18 protein-coding genes and 1 pseudogene are annotated in these 18,449 nt (G+C 63.1%); 6 read left to right on the top strand and 13 right to left on the bottom strand.

The window, feature by feature from the left end:
- Positions 1–237: 237 nt before the first annotated feature.
- From msrQ to ilvC, 4 genes are all read right to left on the bottom strand, one after another.
- Entirely contained in the window at positions 238–846 is a 609-nt protein-coding gene (gene msrQ, locus ACFW0H_RS29395) for a protein-methionine-sulfoxide reductase heme-binding subunit MsrQ (RefSeq protein ID WP_422917361.1), read from the bottom strand.
- Complete coding sequence (msrP, locus tag ACFW0H_RS29390) at positions 846–1,850, bottom strand: protein-methionine-sulfoxide reductase catalytic subunit MsrP (protein ID WP_422917360.1); 1,005 nt, start codon at positions 1,848–1,850, stop codon at positions 846–848. The genes msrQ and msrP overlap by 1 nt, the downstream gene beginning before the upstream one ends.
- Before the next feature lie 60 nt (positions 1,851–1,910).
- Entirely contained in the window at positions 1,911–2,726 is an 816-nt protein-coding gene (pssA, locus tag ACFW0H_RS29385; RefSeq protein ID WP_422917359.1) for a CDP-diacylglycerol--serine O-phosphatidyltransferase, read from the bottom strand.
- Between the two features lie 143 nt (positions 2,727–2,869).
- A complete protein-coding gene (ilvC, locus tag ACFW0H_RS29380; protein ID WP_422917358.1) occupies positions 2,870–4,090 on the bottom strand; it encodes a ketol-acid reductoisomerase in 1,221 nt (406 codons plus the stop codon).
- Here ilvC and ilvY point away from each other — a divergent pair.
- Positions 4,013–4,894 carry an HTH-type transcriptional activator IlvY gene (ilvY, locus tag ACFW0H_RS29375; protein ID WP_422917357.1) on the top strand — a complete coding sequence of 294 codons (882 nt, stop codon included), beginning with the start codon at positions 4,013–4,015 and terminating at the stop codon, positions 4,892–4,894. The genes ilvC and ilvY overlap by 78 nt on opposite strands.
- Positions 4,895–4,945: 51 nt before the next feature.
- Here ilvY and ilvN read toward each other — a convergent pair whose 3' ends face one another.
- Together ilvN and ACFW0H_RS29365 are read right to left on the bottom strand one after the other, a co-directional pair.
- A complete protein-coding gene (gene ilvN / locus ACFW0H_RS29370) occupies positions 4,946–5,437 on the bottom strand; it encodes an acetolactate synthase small subunit (RefSeq protein WP_151136916.1) in 492 nt (163 codons plus the stop codon).
- Between the two features lie 2 nt (positions 5,438–5,439).
- Positions 5,440–7,164 (bottom strand): acetolactate synthase 3 large subunit, encoded by a 1,725-nt coding sequence (locus tag ACFW0H_RS29365; protein ID WP_422917356.1) that lies wholly within the window; start codon positions 7,162–7,164, stop codon positions 5,440–5,442.
- 409 nt (positions 7,165–7,573) lie between these two features.
- Between ACFW0H_RS29365 and ACFW0H_RS29360 the strand changes: the two genes are divergently transcribed.
- On the top strand, positions 7,574–8,032 hold the full coding sequence (locus ACFW0H_RS29360) for a DUF4124 domain-containing protein (RefSeq protein ID WP_422917355.1): 459 nt from the start codon (positions 7,574–7,576) through the stop codon (positions 8,030–8,032).
- A gap of 9 nt (positions 8,033–8,041) precedes the next feature.
- On the opposite strand, the gene ACFW0H_RS29355 is transcribed toward ACFW0H_RS29360, so the two are convergent.
- The 3 genes from ACFW0H_RS29355 to mrcB are packed head-to-tail and all read right to left on the bottom strand — an operon-like array spanning position 8,042 to position 11,482.
- Complete coding sequence (locus ACFW0H_RS29355) at positions 8,042–8,371, bottom strand: YqcC family protein (RefSeq protein ID WP_422917354.1); 330 nt, start codon at positions 8,369–8,371, stop codon at positions 8,042–8,044.
- Positions 8,371–9,147 (bottom strand): tetratricopeptide repeat protein, encoded by a 777-nt coding sequence (locus ACFW0H_RS29350; RefSeq protein ID WP_422917353.1) that lies wholly within the window; start codon positions 9,145–9,147, stop codon positions 8,371–8,373. Before ACFW0H_RS29350 ends, ACFW0H_RS29355 begins: the two co-directional genes overlap by 1 nt.
- A 16-nt stretch (positions 9,148–9,163) precedes the next feature.
- The gene (gene mrcB / locus ACFW0H_RS29345) at positions 9,164–11,482 is read right to left on the bottom strand and encodes a penicillin-binding protein 1B (RefSeq protein ID WP_422917352.1); all 2,319 of its coding nucleotides are present in this window, start codon (positions 11,480–11,482) and stop codon (positions 9,164–9,166) included.
- A 115-nt stretch (positions 11,483–11,597) separates the two neighbouring features.
- On the opposite strand from mrcB, the gene ACFW0H_RS29340 reads away from it, so the two are divergent.
- The 3 genes from ACFW0H_RS29340 (at position 11,598) to ACFW0H_RS29330 (ending at position 14,626) form a co-directional block, all read left to right on the top strand.
- Positions 11,598–13,157, top strand: a complete 1,560-nt coding sequence (locus ACFW0H_RS29340) for a bifunctional aminoglycoside phosphotransferase/ATP-binding protein (RefSeq protein WP_422917351.1) — start codon at positions 11,598–11,600, stop codon at positions 13,155–13,157.
- A 290-nt stretch (positions 13,158–13,447) separates the two neighbouring features.
- Positions 13,448–13,720 carry a TfoX/Sxy family protein gene (locus ACFW0H_RS29335; protein ID WP_422917350.1) on the top strand — a complete coding sequence of 91 codons (273 nt, stop codon included), beginning with the start codon at positions 13,448–13,450 and terminating at the stop codon, positions 13,718–13,720.
- Positions 13,721–13,825: 105 nt separating this feature from the next.
- Positions 13,826–14,626: a Crp/Fnr family transcriptional regulator gene (locus tag ACFW0H_RS29330; protein WP_422917349.1), complete on the top strand. Its 801-nt coding sequence runs from the start codon at positions 13,826–13,828 to the stop codon at positions 14,624–14,626.
- A 260-nt stretch (positions 14,627–14,886) separates the two neighbouring features.
- Here ACFW0H_RS29330 and ACFW0H_RS29325 read toward each other — a convergent pair whose 3' ends face one another.
- The 4 genes and pseudogenes from ACFW0H_RS29325 to ACFW0H_RS29310 all read right to left on the bottom strand — a co-directional run.
- The gene (locus tag ACFW0H_RS29325) at positions 14,887–15,771 is read right to left on the bottom strand and encodes a ChaN family lipoprotein (protein ID WP_422917348.1); all 885 of its coding nucleotides are present in this window, start codon (positions 15,769–15,771) and stop codon (positions 14,887–14,889) included.
- Positions 15,772–15,789: 18 nt separating this feature from the next.
- Complete coding sequence (locus ACFW0H_RS29320; protein ID WP_422917347.1) at positions 15,790–16,557, bottom strand: heme ABC transporter ATP-binding protein; 768 nt, start codon at positions 16,555–16,557, stop codon at positions 15,790–15,792.
- Positions 16,557–17,594 (bottom strand): FecCD family ABC transporter permease, encoded by a 1,038-nt coding sequence (locus tag ACFW0H_RS29315; RefSeq protein ID WP_459077336.1) that lies wholly within the window; start codon positions 17,592–17,594, stop codon positions 16,557–16,559. The genes ACFW0H_RS29320 and ACFW0H_RS29315 overlap by 1 nt, the downstream gene beginning before the upstream one ends.
- Positions 17,591–17,752: pseudogene (locus tag ACFW0H_RS29310) on the bottom strand (hemin ABC transporter substrate-binding protein); the annotation flags it as partial. The gene ACFW0H_RS29315 and the pseudogene ACFW0H_RS29310, both read right to left, overlap by 4 nt.
- Before the next feature lie 371 nt (positions 17,753–18,123).
- On the opposite strand from ACFW0H_RS29310, the gene ACFW0H_RS29305 reads away from it, so the two are divergent.
- Positions 18,124–18,447, top strand: coding sequence for a Rieske (2Fe-2S) protein (locus tag ACFW0H_RS29305; protein WP_422917346.1), 324 nt, complete (start codon positions 18,124–18,126; stop codon positions 18,445–18,447).
- The last annotated feature ends 2 nt before the right edge of the window (positions 18,448–18,449 follow it).

Genomic DNA, 18,449 nt, shown 5'->3' with positions numbered 1-18,449 from the left:
CCGATTCACTCTTCTCGTCAGCGGGAGGCGAATTCTACAGCGTTCAAACCCGCTGTCAACACCTCTTTTTCCACCTCATTCGCCAGAAGCGAACACTTCGAAGCAGAACCTTCCGACACCCTCACCACTCACCTAACTCATTGATTATCAAGGAGTTTTGCTTGGCGACTGCGCCGGAAGTGGTGCGCATTATAGGGATGCAAAAGCTGCCGTCAACCGTTAATTGAAATCTTTTTGTCATCCCTCCTGGGCACCCCGCCCCACCTTCGGCAACAGGCGAACCAGCGACGGTGCCCGCAATAGCATGAGTAGAGCGCCGGCGAGAGCGTAACCAGACCACTCGGCCATGTCCGCACGCACCACCCAGAGCATATGCAGCAACGCGATTGCGAGAATGGCGTAAACCAGTCGATGCAATTGCTTCCAACGCTTACCCAACCGCCGGATGCTGAAGCGGTTGGACGTGACGGCCAGGGCCAGCAAACCACTGAACCCCAATGCTCCCACGAAGATGTAAGGACGCTTGCCCAAGTCGATCAGTAATTGCTGCATATCCAGGCCAAGCAGGAACACGGCGTAGCCACTGATATGCAACACCACATAGGTAAAGCACCAGAGCCCCAATTGACGGCGCCCGGCTATCCAACCTCCCCAGCGGGTCAACTTCTGCAGCGGTGTCATGGACAGGGTGATCAGCAGCAACCACAGTGCTCCCAGGCCGAGCCGGTCGACCAGTACCTTTCCCGGGTCAGGCCCCAGGGCGAAAATCCACGCCTGATAAAGCCAGAGCCCCACCGGAATTGGCGCCACCAGAAATATGAAAAGCCTCCAGAGCCTGAAACGCATCAGTAGTATTTCCTCAGATCCAGCCCGGTATAGAGGCTGGCCACTTCGTCATAGCCGTTGAACATGCGTGTAGGCACGATATTCGGGCTGAATAGCCCGCTGGGAAGGCGCCGTTCATGAGCCTGGCTCCAGCGGGGATGATCCACCTCGGGATTGACGTTCGAATAGAAGCCATATTCCTCCGGCGCGATGGACTCCCACGTGGTGCGCGGCTGCTCGCTGACCAGACTGATCCGCACTATCGACTTGATGCTCTTGAAGCCGTACTTCCACGGCACCACCAGGCGCAGCGGCGCTCCATTCTGGTTGGGCAGCACGCGACCGTACATGCCGACGGCCAGAATAGTCAGCGGGTGCATGGCCTCGTCCAATCGCAGGCCTTCGACATAGGGCCAGTCGATCAAGGAAAAACCGGAGCGCACCCCGGCCATTTCCTCCGACGCCAATCGGGTCTCGAAGCTGACGTACCTGGCCTTGCTCGTCGGCTCGACACGCCTGAGCAATTCCGCCAGGGGGAACCCCAGCCAAGGGATGACCATTGACCAGGCCTCGACACAACGCAGCCGATAGATGCGCTCCTCCAACCCGTGGGGCTTGACCAGGTCCTCGACCGAATAGGTGCCCGGCTTGCCCACCTCTCCATCTATGCGCACAGTCCAAGGCTCAATGCGCATCTTCTCCGCGTAGCGCGCCGGGTCGCCCTTGTTGGAACCGAACTCGTAGAAGTTGTTGTAGTGGGTCGCATCCCGAAACGGGGTGACCGACTCATTACCTGGCGTCACCGCCTGCCAGCGGGTGGCGGTGAGCTTCTCGGAGAACCAGCCAGGTGCCTGGGCCGCTTCTACGTCCGGATAGACAGAAGCATCCTGGGCCCCGACCGGTAATGCGGCCATGGCAGCCAGACCACCTGCGGCTACGAGGAGGCGGCGGCGGGAGAGGTAGAGGGATTCGGGAGTGACTTCGTGCTCGCGGCAGGCGGACGAAGGGGGGATCTGGATCAGCATGACGGCTCCGCAATTCGGGCTGGAATGCCCAGTAGACTGCGGAGCCGCGAGGAAATTACATCACTCGGCCTGCTTGCGGCGGCGCAGCTGGAGCAAGTATTGCACCGGGCCGGATGCGGCGTAAGCCAGGAAGATCAGCAAGAGGATACGCGGCGGATCGCTGAAGACCACGGCGAATACCAGCACCACCACCAGGATCGCCACGAAAGGAACGCGCCCCTTCAGGTCCAGGTCCTTGAAGCTGTAGAACTTGATGTTGCTCACCATCAGCATACCGGCCAGTGCGACCAGCAGGGCGACGATGAACGACATGTTCGAGCCTTTGATGCCGAAGTCACTGAAGGCCCAGACGGTCCCGGCCACCACACCCGCTGCCGCGGGACTGGCCAGGCCGATGAAATAGCGCTTGTCCACCTTGCCGATCTGGGTATTGAAGCGCGCCAGACGCAAGGCAGCGCCCGCCACGTAGATGAAGGCGACCGTGAGACCGACGCTACCCAGGCCACTCAATGCCCACTCGAACGCCAGCAGGGCGGGAGCAACGCCGAAGGCGACCATGTCCGACAGCGAGTCATACTCGGCACCGAAGGCGCTCTGGGTATTGGTGAGGCGGGCAACCCGGCCATCGAGGCTATCCAGGACCATGGCGACGAAAACGGTGGCGGCGGCCACCGAGAAGTTGCCGTTCATGGCGTTGACGATGGCGTAGAAGCCGGCAAACAGGTTGGCGGTGGTGAACAAGTTGGGCAGCAGGTAGATACCGCGATGCCGAACCTTGCGCCCTTCCGCATCCTGACCTTCCTCGACGTGCTCGTCGATGGGCAGCAGGCTGTCATTTTCGGTGGGCTGATTCGGCTCTTCGGGACGTTCACTCATGAACAACATCCTTGCAACGAATACGAAATGTAGTGGACGGACTCTGGAATGCGCCGCCCGGCAAACAGGCTTTATACCAGAACCCTACCGCCAAAACGAAAGAACGCGGCCTAGGCCGCGTTCTTTCGGATCGGGATAAGACCTTAGTTCTTGGACTTGTCGACGATCTTGTTGGCGGAGATCCACGGCATCATCGCGCGCAGACGCTCACCGACCTGCTCGATCGGGTGGGCAGCGTTGTTGCGGCGGTAGGCAGTCATCGACGCGTAGTTCGAAGCACCTTCCTGGATGAACATCTTGGCGTATTCGCCGTCCTGGATGCGCTTCAGGGCGTTGCGCATGGCCTGGCGGGATTCGGCGTTGATGACCTCAGGACCGGTTACGTATTCACCGTACTCGGCATTGTTGGAGATCGAGTAGTTCATGTTGGCGATGCCGCCTTCGTACATCAGGTCGACGATCAGCTTCAGCTCGTGCAGGCACTCGAAGTAGGCCATTTCCGGCGCGTAGCCGGCTTCGACCAGGGTTTCGAAACCGGCTTTCACCAGCTCTACGCAGCCACCACAGAGAACGGCCTGCTCACCGAACAGGTCGGTTTCGGTCTCGTCCTTGAAGGTGGTTTCGATGATGCCGGTACGGCCGCCGCCCACGCCACAGGCGTAGGACAGGGCAACGTTCTTGGCGTTGCCGGAAGCGTCCTGGTAGATGGCTACCAGGTCAGGGATGCCGCCGCCCTTGACGAACTCGGAGCGCACGGTGTGGCCCGGGGCCTTCGGCGCGATCATGATCACGTCGAGGTCGGCACGCGGTACAACCTGGTTGTAGTGGATGGCGAAGCCGTGAGCGAAGGCCAGGGTGGCGCCCTTCTTCAGGTTCGGCTCGACTTCTTCCTTGTACAGCTTGGACTGGAACTCGTCCGGAGTCAGGATCATGACCAGGTCAGCAGCGGCAACGGCTTCCGGCACGCTCTTGACGGTCAGGCCATGGGCCTCGGCCTTGGCAACGGTGGCGGAACCCGGACGCAGGCCGACGGTAACGTCAACGCCGGAGTCTTTCAGGTTGCAGGCATGGGCATGACCCTGGGAGCCGTAACCGATGATGGCTACTTTCTTGCCCTGGATGATCGAGAGGTCACAGTCTTTGTCGTAATAAACTTTCATGTTCCTGACTCTTTTATAACGAAAGGGATGGGGGTGCGCGCACCGCGACAAGGGCACATTAAGCGATCTGATCCATTGCGTAAAATGATATATTCGCAACGCAATGTGCCGATATGAGAAACGCTCATGGACAGCCACTCCCTCAAGCTCTTTCTTTCCCTGGCAGACAACCTGCACTTCGGCAAAACCAGCCGCGAGCAGCATGTCAGCCCCTCCGCGCTCAGTCGCAGCATCAAGCAACTCGAGGACGAACTCGGCGCACCACTGTTCGTGCGCGACAGTCGCTCAGTTCAACTGACCCGCGAGGGGCAGCAGTTCCGCGAATACGCGAGCGAGGCCATGAGCGGCTGGCATGCCATCCGCCAACGACTCATGCAGGACCAATTGGACCTGCACGGCGAACTCTCCCTGTATTGCTCGGTGACGGCGAGCTACAGCTTCCTCTACGACATCCTGAGCAGCTTCCGCCTGGACTACCCCCGCATCGAAATGAAACTGCACACCGGCGACCCCGCAAGGGCCGTCGAGCGGGTGCAACAAGGACTGGAGGACCTTGCCATCGGTGCCCGACCCGACAACCTGCCAGCCGGCGTCGACTTCCAGTCGATTACCCGCTCGGAGCTGCGCTTCATCGGACCACAGTCACCTCAACTGCTGACAGAAGAACAACGGAGGCAGCCCTCGGCGCAGAGCTGGAAGGACGTACCGATGATTCTCTCGGAAGAAGGCCTGGCCCGGACCCGGACCGACCGCTGGCTGAAAAGCCACGGCATCAAGCCGCGCATCTATGCCCAGGTGAGCGGCAACGAGGCCATCGTCAGCATGGTGAGCCTGGGGTTCGGTATCGGCGTGGTTCCGCAGATCGTGCTCGACAACAGTCCACTGACCGCACGCATCCGCATCTACGATATCCAGCCGCCATTGGCCGCCTACGACATCGGCCTGTTCGCCCTGGAAAAACGCCTCAAGGACCCGCTGATCGCAGCCTTCTGGAATCGCCGCCAGTAAAATCCGGGCAATAAAAAACCCCGCACCAGGCGGGGTTTTTCATGAGCGCGATCAGATCGTCAGCACTTTGTCGCCACGGGAAATCCCGGTGACGCCACTGCGTACGGTTTCCAGGATCGAGCTGGTGCCGATGGCCTGGATGAAGCTGTCCAGCTTGTCGCTGGTGCCCGCCAGCTGGATCGTGTAGACGCTGCTGGTAACGTCGACGATCTGGCCGCGGAAGATGTCGGTGGTGCGCTTGACCTCGGCGCGCTGGGCGCCGGTGGCCTTGACCTTGACCAGCATCAGTTCGCGCTCGATGTGAGCGCTCTCCGACAGGTTCACCAGCTTGACCACTTCGATCAGCTTGTTGAGGTTCTTGGTGATCTGCTCGATTACCTCATCGTGGCCGACAGTGGTCAGGGTCAGACGCGACAAGGTCGGGTCTTCGGTCGGAGCTACAGTCAGGCTTTCGATGTTGTAGTTGCGCTGGGAAAAGAGGCCGACTACGCGGGACAGGGCGCCTGGCTCGTTTTCCAGCAGCAGGGAGATGATGTGTCGCATGTTCAGGTCCGCTCCGTCTTGCTCAGCCACATGTCGCGCATGGCGCCTTCCCGGATCTGCATCGGGTAGACGTGCTCGCTGGCATCGACCTGGATGTCGAGGAACACCAGACGGTTCTTCAGCGCGAACGCCTCTTCCATCTTCGCCTTCAGATCCTTCGGATCGGTCACGCGAATGCCGACGTGGCCATAGGCCTCGGCCAGCTTGACGAAATCAGGCAGCGATTCCATGTAGGAGTGCGAGTAACGGCTGTTGTACTGCATGTCCTGCCACTGGCGGACCATGCCCAGCGCACCGTTGTTCAGGTTGACGATCTTCACCGGCAGGTCGTACTGCAGGCAGGTCGACAGCTCCTGAATGTTCATCTGGATGCTGCCTTCGCCGGTAACGCACGCCACATCGATTTCCGGGAAGTTCAGCTTGATGCCCATGGCCGCCGGGAAACCGAAGCCCATGGTGCCCAGGCCACCGGAGTTGATCCAGCGATTGGGCTTGTCGAAGCGGTAGTACTGCGCCGCGAACATCTGGTGCTGGCCCACATCGGAGGTGATGTAGGCATCGCCCTTGGTCACTTCCCAGAGGGTTTCGATCACGCTCTGCGGCTTGATGATGCTGCCGTCACCCTTGTCATAAGGGAACAGGTCGCCACCGGCGCGCCACTCGTCGATCTGCTTCCACCAGGCGGCGACGGTGTCCTTGTTCGGGGTCTCGCCGATTTCCTTGAGGATGGCGACCATCTCGGACAGCACGCTGTCCACCGGCCCCACGATCGGGATGTCGGCCTTGATGGTCTTGGAGATCGACGCCGGGTCGATGTCGACATGGATGATCTTGGCGTTCGGGCAGAACTTGGCGGCGCCATTGATGACGCGGTCATCGAAGCGCGCGCCGACGGCCAGGATCACGTCGGAGTGGTGCATCGCCAGGTTGGCGGTGTAGCTGCCGTGCATGCCCAGCATGCCGACGAACTGGCGGTCGGTGCCCGGGAAGGCGCCAAGACCCATCAGGGTATTGGTGACCGGCAGGTTGAGCATCTTCGCCAGCTCGGTGAGCTGCTCGGATGCGCCACCCATGATCACGCCACCACCGGCGTACATGATCGGGCGCTTGGCGGCCAGGAGCATCTCGGCAGCCTTGCGGATCTGGCCGGAGTGGCCGCGGACCGCCGGGCTGTAGGAACGCAGCTTGACCTTTTTCGGGTAGCTGTATTCGAACTTCTGGGTGGGGTCACCCATGTCCTTCGGAATGTCGACGACCACCGGGCCGGGACGGCCGGACTGGGCGATATAGAACGCCTTCTTGATCACCTCGGGGATTTCCGAGGGATGCTTGATGATGAAGCTGTGCTTCACGATCGGGCGGGATATACCGACCATGTCGGTTTCCTGGAAGGCATCGGTACCGACCATATTGCTCGGCACCTGGCCGGACAGGATCACCATCGGGATGGAGTCCATGTAGGCGGTGGCGATGCCGGTGACGGCATTGGTTGCGCCGGGGCCGGAAGTCACCAGCACCACACCGGGTTTGCCGGTGGCGCGGGCGTAGCCGTCGGCCATATGGGTAGCAGCCTGCTCATGACGGACCAGGATGTGGGTCACGTCGTTTTCCTTGAACAGGGCATCATAGATATGCAGGAGGGCACCACCCGGGTACCCATAGATGTACTTAACGCCTTCGTCACGCAGCGAGCGGACGACCATTTCAGCGCCAGATAAAAGCTCCACGTTTTTCACCTCTAGAACGCCAGAAAACCGCCCGCGACCGGACGGCCTGAATAGGTTTGCTTGCTAGCAGCGCGTGAGCGACTGGTGGTCGCCGACTACGTCAGCTACTGACTGAACAAGCATTGGGTCCGCCCCTGAGAGTTGTTGCGGGGCTTTCCCACCCAGCGCGAGGTAACGCGTTGCGGGTGTTACAGGTCGGCGCGGGTGTGCACCTCATCGACTGCTACAGCTTCCGACTTGCGGCCGGCCCACTGGAACAGCGAACCCTGGATTCTTCGGATTAGGAACGGACAAGTCAAGTGATCCGTTGCGGAATATTGCTTGGATTGCTGTGACGCGACGCAGGATCAAGGTCGACGGCTTTTGGTTATAGTTACCGGAGGATTCTCCGCCATCAGAAGGAAACCGCATGCATCGCATGATTCTCGCTGGCAGCCTGCTGCTGGTAATGGCCAGCTCCGCCATGGCCAGCCAGGTCTACAAATGGGTCGACGCCCAAGGCATCACTCATTTCGGCGCGCAACCGCCCGAGGGCCAGGCAGCCACCACGGTGAACACCTCGATACCCAAGCCGCGCCCATCCTTGCCGCGCCTGGACAGCGAGCAACCCAAGCCCGAGGCCAGCCTGCCGAAGAACGAACCGATGGGGGACCAGAAGGCCATCGATGAGAAGGTGAAGGCGAAAGTCGCATCCCAGGAGGCGGAACGCCGCAAGTACTGCGAGACCATCCGCACCAACCTGGCGCAATTGCAGAACAACCCGCGTCTACGGACGGAAGAAAATGGAGAAGTGCGCCGCCTGAAGGAAGAAGAGCGGCAATCGCGGATCAAGGACGCCGAAAAGGCGATTCGCGAAAACTGCGAGTGAGGCGACGCCTCAACTCGCCTGGCCTATCAGCCGATCGAAGGCACCCAGTGCCTCCAGCAAACCGCCCACCTCAGCAGCCCGATCCCGATAGACCTCCTCCGCCATGGCGCGGATTCCAGACGCATGAGGAAGCTCCAGATCGTTCTCGAGGATGATCTTCATGCGCGGCAGAAAGATCCACTGCAGCCACTCTTCGAAGGCCAAGGTATCCACACAGAACGGCGTCTGGCTGGCCAGGGCATCCGCACTGGGCGCCACTTCAGCCCACCAGCCAAGGCCACGCAGCTCCCGCTCGATGAGCAGGAGCTGGTCGGCCACCGCAGCGCAGCGCGAGTCCATCAGAGATTGACCTTTGCCCGCTCACGGGCCAAAGCGGCGCCGGACGGGTCGCCTTGGCGCTCGCGAGAGCGCGCGATCAGATCCCACAAGCTGGCCTGCATGGCCGGGCGGCCGTTCGCGTAGGTCAAGCCGCGGCGGGCGAACTGCTCGGCCTGGGCGGCATCGCCCTGAGCCAGGCGCACTTCGGCGAGACGGAAGAGAACCTGGGGCTCACGAGGCGCAATGCGCTGGGCACGCTCCAGGCTGGCGGCGGCGCCATTGAGATCGCCACCACCCTGCTGCTGCTGGGCTGCGGTCAGCAGCGCCAGCACGGGGCCGTCGAGCTGCTCGTCGGCGGCCAGGGCGCCGCTGTTGCTCGGGATGCCGCTTGGTGTGCTCGGCGTTGGGGCGCTGTAGTTCGGAGCACTGTAGTTCGGAACGCTGTAACCGGGAGCGCCATAGGCAGGTGCGCTGGGGGCCGCCGCCGGGCCATTGGTGATCGGGCCGGGGGTAATGGCGCCACTGGTGATGCTGCCGCTGATGGGGGCACTGGGAGCCGGAGCCGCGACTGCCGAACCGGAACTGGCACCGGGCACCATGACCACGACCCCGGAATCCTCGGGAACACTGCGCGGCGCGGCAGGTGCCCGATTGTAGCCGCCGCCGCTGGCGCCGCCGTGCTCCAGTTCGGACAGGGGCGCGCCGGAGTCAACCACGGGAATGGCGCCACGCTGCGGGGAAGCACAACCAGCCAGCAGGGTGACTGCCGCAAGGGCGGGAATCCAGGCTTTACTCACGTTTCATCCTCTCGGTTCATTGCATCCACCCGCGAACCCAGTCCATTACCGAGTCCACGGGAGCTCCCAGGCCACAAGGCGCGCCGGGGACGGGTTCGCTGCCACGAATGTACGGCATCTGCACGGCACCGGGGCAGCTAGCGTCCGATCCCTGGCCGCTGTGCGGATCGATCCATGCCTGTACCACGTTGTCCGGCATCGGCATGTCCAGCGGCAGCGGATCGGCCTTGCGCATAAAGCTGGTCCAGACCTGCAATGCGCCGGTAGCACCGGTCAACGGGGTCTTGCCGTTATCATCACGCCCCAGCCAGACCACGGCCAACAGGTCCTGGCTGAAGCCGGCGAACCAGCTATCGCGCGAATCGTTGGTGGTGCCGGTCTTGCCTGCCAGCGTCAGTGACGACGGCAACTGGCTGTACACCGAACGCGCCGTACCTTCGCGCATCACGCGCTGCATGGCGTTCTGCACCAGGTAGATGGCGCCCGGGTCGAAGCGCTGCTGAATCTGGAAGGGATAACGTTTGAGCGGCTCACCCTCGGAGGTCAGCACGCTGCGAATCGCCCGCAGTGGTGTGTTGAAACCGCCATTGGCCAGGGTCTGGTACATGGTCGCCACCTCCATCGGAGTCAGCGCGCCGGCCCCCAGCAACATCGAGGGGTAGGCCGGCCATTCGCGGGAAACGCCCAGCCTCTCGAGAGTTTTGAGCACATTGGGCACGCCCAGTTCCAGGCCGAGCTTGGCAGTCGACAAGTTGTAGGAGTTGGCCAACCCCTGATACAGGTAGATGGTGCCATGGGCGCGGCGATCATAATTCTGCGGGCGCCAGACCTGGCCATCCTGCCCCTTCACCGAGAACGGCTCGTCGGCCACCCAACTGGTCAGGGTGTACTGGCTGGGGCGCTCCAGCGCAGTGAGATACACAGCCGGCTTGATCAGCGAACCGATGGGCCGCACGGCATCCACGGCGCGGTTGAAGCCGGCAAAGCGCGGCTGCCGGCTGCCAATCAGCGCCTGGATCTCACCGGTTTCAGGGTTGCTCACCACCATGGCCGACTCGACCTGGTCAACACCCTTGCGGCCTTCGAGACGCTTCAGCGTTTCGTTCAGCGAGGTTTCCGCCTTGGACTGCAAGATGGGGTCGAAACTGGTGAAGATGCGCAGTCCTTCTTCGGTCAGGTCCTCTTCGCGGTAGTCCTCGCGGAGCTGGCGCTTCACCAGGTCAAGGAACGCCGGGTAGGAGCTATCGGCCAGGCTACCGCGCTGGCTGACGCCAAGCGGCTTCTGCTTGGCGGCTGCGGCTTCCTCAGGTGTGACCACGCCCTGCTCGGCAAGCAGGTCGATCACCAGGTTGCGGCGTTCCAGCGCCCGCTCCGGGTAACGGCGCGGGTTGTAATAGGACGGCCCTTTGACCATACCCACCAGCATGGCGATCTGATGCAGCTTCAGCTCCGAGATCGGCTGGCTGAAGTAATACTGGCTGGCGAGTCCGAAGCCATGGATGGCCCGCTGGCCATCCTGGCCGAGGAACACCTCGTTGAGATAGGCCTCGAGGATCTCGCGCTTGTCGTAATGCAACTCCAGCAGCACCGCCATCATGGCCTCGGTGGCCTTGCGGGAAATGCTGCGTTCGTTGGTCAGGTAGAAGTTCTTCACCAACTGCTGGGTCAGGGTACTGCCGCCCTGGCGCAATTCGCCGGCCGTGGTATTGACCCAGAAGGCTCGAGCGATGGACTTGATGGACACCCCGTGGTGATTGAAGTACTCGCGGTCTTCAGTCGCCACCAGGGTTTCCACCAGGTAGGCCGGCACCTGGTCCAGGTTGATCAGCACTCGATCCTCGTGGTGCGCCGGGTAGAGGCCGCCGATCAGCAGCGGCTCCAGCCGCGCCACCGCCAGGTTGCCGCCGTTGGCCTGGGTCAGCCCGGCCACGTAGTCCCCGGAAAAGCGCACACTTATGCGCTGGGCCGGTTCGGCGCCTTCATAGAACTGGAAACCACGGGTATTCAGCTCGACGGCGCTGCCGGCAACCGACGCGGCCCCCGGCCCGTTGGACAGGCTCTCACGGCGGTAGCCCAAGGCGTCCAGCTCTTTGAGAAAGTCATCCTTGGACAACTTCAGGCCGACGAACAGCTCCAACGGCCGAGCGTAGACCTTGGCCGGGACCGTCCAGCGCTTGCCGGAGAATTTCTCCTGCACCACGGCGTCGAGATAAATGGCGAAACCAGCCAGCACCACCAGGCCTACCAGGCCCAGCTTGAGGGTCCAGCCCAGCCATGGGCGAAGGCCGCTGGGACGGCGTTTGGAGCGGGATTTGGGGGATCGGGGACGTGTCATGGCGGCGCATTATACGCACTTTATCCACAGCCAACAGGGACGCCCTGACAGTTTGCAGCCCGGCGCCCAACGGCGATAATGCGGGCCTTCTACAGCGACTGAACAAGGAACGCCCGTGAGCCAGCCCCTGATAGCCGCCCTGCAGAACCCCGCGCTCTACCCCCACCCGGTGGACGGGTTCCAGGTGATCGAGACGCATATATCCTGGGTCCTGCTGACTGGCAGCTACGCCTACAAGATCAAGAAGCCGGTCAACTTCGGTTTCCTCGATTTCACCAGCCTGGACGCCCGCCGGCACTTCTGCGGCGAAGAGCTGCGTCTTAACCAGCGCCTGACCCGCGACCTCTACCTGGAAGTGTTGCCGATCACCGGAAGCGCCGAGGCACCGCAGATCGGTGGTGCGGGCGATGCCTTCGAGTACGTGCTGAAGATGCGCCAGTTTCCCCAGGCCAACCTGCTCAGCGCCCTGCAGGCTCGTGGCGAACTGACGCCCGCCCACATCGACGCCCTGGCAGGCCAGATAGCCGCCTTCCACCTCGCCGCCCCACAGGTCGCCCTCGACCACCCGTTGGGCACCCCGGACGCCGTGATGATGCCCGTGCGGCAGAACTTCGAGCAGATTCGTCCGCTACTCAGCGAAAAGGCCGACCTGCAGCAACTGGATGCCCTGGAAGCCTGGGCCGAAAGCAGCCACCAACGCCTCAAGCCGCTGCTGGAGCAGCGCAAGCAGGGAGGCTTCATCCGTGAGTGCCATGGCGATATCCACCTCGGCAACGCGACCCTGATCGATGGCCAGGTGGTGCTCTTCGACTGCATCGAGTTCAACGAGCCCTTCCGCTTCACGGACGTCTATGCCGACATCGCCTTCATCGCCATGGACCTGGAAGACCGTGGCCTGAAGTCCCTGTCGCGCCGTCTGGTCAGCCAGTACCTGGAACATACCGGCGACTATGAGGGCCTGGAGCTGCTCAACTTCTACAAGGCCTACCGTGCGCTGGTGCGGGCCAAGATCGCCCTGTTCAGCCTGGCCCACCAGGACGACGCCGTGCAGAAGGCCGCCACCGTCCGCCAATACCGCAACTACGCCGGCCTGGCGGAAAGCTACAGCGCCATCCCCTCGCCCTTCCTCGCCATCACCCATGGCGTGTCCGGTTCCGGCAAGAGTCATGTCGCCCTGCGCCTGGTGGAAGCCCTGGGCGCCATCCGCCTGCGCTCGGACGTGGAGCGCAAGCGCCTGTTCGGCGAGCAGGATGCCGACGCCCAGGGCCTGCAGAGCGGCATTTACAACCAGGAGGCCAGCGTCGCCACCTACCAGCGCCTGAACCAGTTGGCCGGGGCGGTCCTGCATGCCGGATTCCCGGCGGTCATCGACGCCACCTTCCTCAAGCAGGACCAGCGCAGCGCAGCCCGCAAGGTCGCCGAGCAGACCGGTGCCCCCTTCCTGATCCTCGACTGCCACGCGCCGGAAACGGTAATCGAATCCTGGCTCGTCCAACGCAAGGCCGAAGGTCGCGATCCGTCGGATGCCACCATGGAGGTCGTACGCGCCCAGGCGACCCATCGCGAACCGCTGGACGCAGCCGAACAGGCCCGCAGCAAACGCATCGACACCGACCAGGAAGCCAGTCTCGACAGCCTGGTAGAGCGTATTCGCGCCCACCTGCCCGGCGCTTGAGCCCGTCCATCCCCGCCGCCACGGTATCCGCCGTGGCGGCTTCTATACTCCCGCCACAGCAGGACAGCTCAGAGACCGTTCCGCGATCGTCGGCGGCCGTCACCGGCAAGGTGGCGCCTTCGCCCGGAAGATTTGACCCGGAACCGCCCCTATCGCCAAAGCAGTGATCGTTATCCGTGCAGGGAGCGCACGAGGATGGGGCGATAGCACAAGGCCACACGCCGTGGATGAACGCTACACTTATCCACAGCCCTGTCCCTTTCGCGCCCGAACCATCGCAAGGAGGCTCGATGAACGATGAACTGCAACACCTGAAGAACCTGGGCAAGACGTCAGCGCAATGGCTGCATGCAGTCGGCATCCATAGCGCCTCGGACCTTCGCCGGCTTGGCGCCGTCGGTGCCTACAAGGCTGTCAGGGCGCGGGGATTCAGGGCCTCCAAAGTGCTGCTCTATGCGATCGAAGGCGCACTGCTGGATGTTCACTGGAACGATCTGACACCAGGTCACAAGGCGGAGCTCAACCACCAGTTGGACGCACCGGGCGCCAACAACAAGAGCTAGCTCACAACCTCCGCCAACAGTGATTTACGAGGCAGGCGACGGTCCCTATTGTTTCAGGGATCTTCGTATGTCACGCCATTCCAGTCAGTTCAAGGAATTACTGCCATGTACCTACTCGGGGAGCAACCGGCCTACGCCGACCAGCTGATCAACAGACTGCAAAGCATCCCCGGGCAGTTGCTCGAGGGCCTGGAGCCGGCAGGCCCGGCATTCCGCCTGGATCAGGTCGAAGACCTGGCTCCCCTGCTGCCGGCCAACCAACTGTTCCTGATCGAAAACGGTCTGCTCCACGCCATCGTCGACGAGCGTCCGCTGTTCTACTTGCAGGAAGGCGATCTGGTGGGCCTGCGCCAGGGTATCGACCTGCCGTCCTGCCGCTACAGCAGCGACGAGCCCATCAGCCTCGTGCCCTTCAGCCGCACCGAAGTATTCCGCCACATCTACTCCAACGAGAAGCTCCAGGAACTGTTCATCCAGTACCTGGTGGGCCACACCGCCCTGCTCTCGGACGCCGTGGCCCGCCTGAAGCAGCCGGACGTGCGCCCTTCCACCGGTTTCCAGCACTTCGCCGCGGGCGAGGAATTGATTCAACAGGGCGATGAGGCCGACCATGTGTTCATCATCATCGAGGGCCATGCCGAAGCGTTCGTTGACGGGCAGAAGGTCGGCGACGTGCAGAGGGATGAAATCTTCGGCGCGATGGCCGTGTTCACCCGGGAGAGGCGTAGCGCCACTGTGGTCGCCAGCGAGCCCTGCACCGTGATGGTCATCCCCAAGGAGCAGTTCCTCAGCCTGATGCAGAGCAATCCGCGTATCGCCCATAGCCTGATCGAGAGCATGGCGCGCCGTATCGACCTGCTGAACAAGGAAGTGACCCAACTGCGGCTTTCTCCCGAGCGGGCATGACTCATGCGGAGCCCCGGCACATGGCCGGGGCTTCTGCTTTCAGGGCGCGAAAGACGTCGGCGGCAGATAAAGTGCGAATCGATGCTTGACTCGAAAATGAGAATCGTTATTATTACATCAACTGGTCGCGAGATCAGCCGGTAAACTGAGAGACCAAGCAGTCGGGCTCTTCAGATTATCTCCTCATCAGGCTAATCACGGTTTTCGACCCGGCAAATTGCCGGGTCTTTTTTTGCTCGCGACTTCTACGCTTCCAGTCTTCAGCGAGCGGGCGCCATCTGCCTGCGCATGTCGGCGCAGTGATCGACAGGTGGAAGCGCCGCGGTGTACCAGACGTAATCCGCACTGCCCCGCCGCACCGGCTTGCCCACCTCGGAGAGCATTAGCACGGCATTGCCCTCCCCCTTGCCCAGATCTGCCAAATGCAGGGGTACGCCCAGGTCACGGCGCACATGAAATGCGCCTGCGAACAGCAGTGCCGGGCCGGGCGCTGCCAGCAGGCGCTCTGCCATGCGCCGGTCACGCTGCTGCTGCACGGCCAGCATTGCGGGCATCTGGGACTCCGGCAGCAAACCGCAGTGGGATTCGCGAATCTGCTCGAGCAGCGCCCCACGTACCGCATCGGCGGAGGACAGCGCGCCCTGCAAGGCCGGCCGCTCCCGGTAGATGCGCTTGATCTCGCTACGGCTGAGGTTGGCGGCCAGCAGCGGATAAGGCTGCGCCAGGGCATGTCGCACGATCGGCCCGTAGAGCGCCCAGTCCCAGCCCTGCTGCCAAGCCAGCGCGGTGGGCACGTCAGCCGGCAGTGGCCCATTGCGCAGAGCGTCCACCTTCGCCTGCTGTTCTGGATCGAGCATCTCCAGCAGCAGGCTGCCCGGCTCATGGCGGGCTTCCAGCGCTTGCAACAGCCAGAGCTGCAGGGCGTGGTGATCCGGGTTGTCGTGCTGCTCCCCGACCAGTACCCGTGGCTGCGCGGCGAGGCGCTGCACCAATTGCTCCGGGGTCAGTTGCTCGCCGCTGTGCAAGTCACGGATTACGCCCAGTTCGGGCCGGTCGCGACCTTCCGGGCTTTGCCATTCGGGCAACGGCGGCAGGCTCTGGCAGGCGGCCAGCAAGCCGAAAAGAGAAAGCAGAAGAAGACGCATGGGAGTTCCTTGTTCCACTCAGCGGGCGACGATCAGCGGATGGCCCCGCTCCGGATGGCGCTGCACCAACACCTCCAGGCCGAACACGGCCTTGAGGGGCTCGGCCTGGAGCACTTGCTCCGGCGAACCCAGAACATGGGGGCGGCCATCGGCGAGCAGGAGAAGGCGATCGCAATAGCGTGCTGCCAGGTTCAGGTCATGGAGGATCACCAGTACCGCCACGCCACGCTCGGCGAACGTCCGCACGGCTTGCAGGGTGGTGTGCTGGTGCAAGGGGTCGAGCATGGAGGTCGGTTCGTCCAGCAACAGGGCCTGCCCGGCAGACCCTGGCCAGAGTTGCGCCAGCACCCGAGCCAAGTGGACCCGCTGGCGCTCGCCTCCGGAAAGCGCCAGGTAGCTGCGACCGGCCAGGTGGCTGGCATCCGCCGCCGCCAGCGCTTCGGCGACCACCTCGGCGTCCCGCTCGCGCCCCGTGTCATGGGGCAGTCGGCCCATGGCCACCACCTCCTCGACGCGGAAGGCGAAGTTCAAGGTCGAACTCTGCGGTAGTACCGCCAGGCGCCGTGCCCGCTGGGGGCCGCTCCAGTCAGCCAACGCGCGGCCAGCCAGACTGATCTTGCCTGCCGCCGCTGTGACTTCGCCACACAGGGCACCGAGCAGGGTGCTCTTTCCTGCCCCGTTGGGCCCCAAAACGCCAAGCACTTCGCCGGGGCGCAGCTCCAGGTCGACACCCACGAGCACCCGCTTGCCGCCACGCAGCACATCCAATCGTTCCGCGCGCAGCATCAGGGGCGACCTCGCACCAGGAGATACAGGAAAAAGGGTGCCCCGATCAGCGCCGTGACGATACCGATGGGCAACTCGGCCGGCGCCAGCACCAGGCGCGCCGCCAGATCGGCCAACAGCATCAGGCTGGCACCGGCCAGGGCCGAAGCGGGCAACAGGACGCGATGGTCCGGTCCGGCGACCAGGCGCACCAGATGCGGTACCACCAGGCCGATGAAGCCGATCAGGCCGGCCGCCGCTACCGCTGCCCCCACACCGAGTGCCGTGCAGAACACCAGTTCACGCTTCAGGCGCTCCACGTCGAAGCCCAGGTGGCGCGCCTCGGACTCTCCCAGCAGCAGGGCATTCAAGGCCTTGGCCCGACGTGGCAGCCAGAGGATCACCATCAGGGTGACGATCAGCAGCGGCCAGAGACGGGAATAGCTGGCGCCATTGAGGCTGCCCATATTCCAGAAGGTCAGGCTGCGCAGGGTGGCGTCGTCAGCCAGGTAGGTGAAGAGGCCGATTACTGCGCCCGCCAGGGCAGTCAGGGCGATACCCGCGAGCAGCATGGTGGCCACGCTGGTCTGGCCCTCCCGACGCCCCAGGCGATAGACCAGCAGCGTCACCCCCAGTCCCCCGGCGAACGCACAGAGAGACAGCAGGTAAGGCGCGAAAGCCTCCGGCAGGCCACCCAGCGCGGCACCGCCGACGATGGCCAGAGCCCCGCCCAGCGCAGCGCCACTGGACACCCCCACCAGGCCGGGGTCGGCCAACGGGTTGCGGAACAGGCCCTGCATGGCGACACCGGACAGTGCCAGCACCGCGCCCACTGCCAGCCCCAGCATCGTGCGCGGCAGGCGGATCTGACCAAGGATCAACTCGGCCTGCCCCAGCCCTTCGCCGGAGAACGGCAGGCCAGCCAGACGCATTGCTGCGCGCAGGGTCTCCCCCAGCGGCAGGCTGACCGGCCCCAGCGCCAGGGAAAGCCAGAGCGCCAGCAGTAACAGGACGCCCAGAGAGATGAAAAGCGGGCGGGAATGGGGTGACGCGGTCATGGCTGGCTCATGCTTTTCTCGGTCAGGGCCGGAGCCGAAGGATAGAAGCCCTTGGACAGCACGGCCATGCCATCAGGCAAACGCGGCCCGAGACCGCCCACCAGCAGGGTCGGATCGAGGCTGAGCAGGCGGCCTTCACGGGCGGCGCGCGTGGCGGCCGGAGCCGCGGTGGGTTCGGAGTGCGCGCGCAGCACTTGCCAGGCCTGGTAGAGGGAGGAAGTCGGACGCGTGGGCGAGGTTTGCTGGTTCATTAGAAACTCCTGATGGTTCCGCGAATCGGATTGCGACCTATCACCGCCTGGTTGGGCACACGATAAAATTGATTCTTATTTGTATTTGTATGACAACGGCATTATCGTCTGCGTCCGATGTCAGACTGCGCAGATTCGTCTGACCTGACGAACGAATACGACGAACACGGAAAAACCGCCCGACACGGGCGATTCTTCCCGCATTTCAGCACACGGAAGTGCCCCTATTGGCAAGCCATGGCGACGCGCGATAATGCGCGCCTGCCATGGAGATACCGATGATCCTGCTCTGCCGCCCCGAAGAACTGGCCGAAGGCCAGAGCCGAGGTTTCCTCATCGATGGTCTGAATTTGCTGCTGGTGCGCCGGCATGGGCAGGTCCATGCCTACGAAAACCGCTGCCCGCACCGCGGCATTCCGCTGGAATGGATGCCAGACCAGTTCCTCGACCAGAGCGGTAGCTTGATCCAGTGCGCGACCCACGGTGCGCTCTTTCTCATCGACTCGGGGGAATGCGTGGCAGGCCCCTGCGCCGGGGAGACGCTGCAACCGCTGGACTGCCGCGAAGACGCCGGCGGCATCTGGCTGCTGGGCGAAGCCTGAGG

Source organism: Metapseudomonas cellulosilytica (assembly GCF_049334135.1).
Taxonomy (GTDB): Bacteria; Pseudomonadota; Gammaproteobacteria; order Pseudomonadales; family Pseudomonadaceae; genus Metapseudomonas.
Note: the sequence above shows the minus strand (reverse complement) of the source record. Positions and strands in the feature narration are given on the sequence as shown.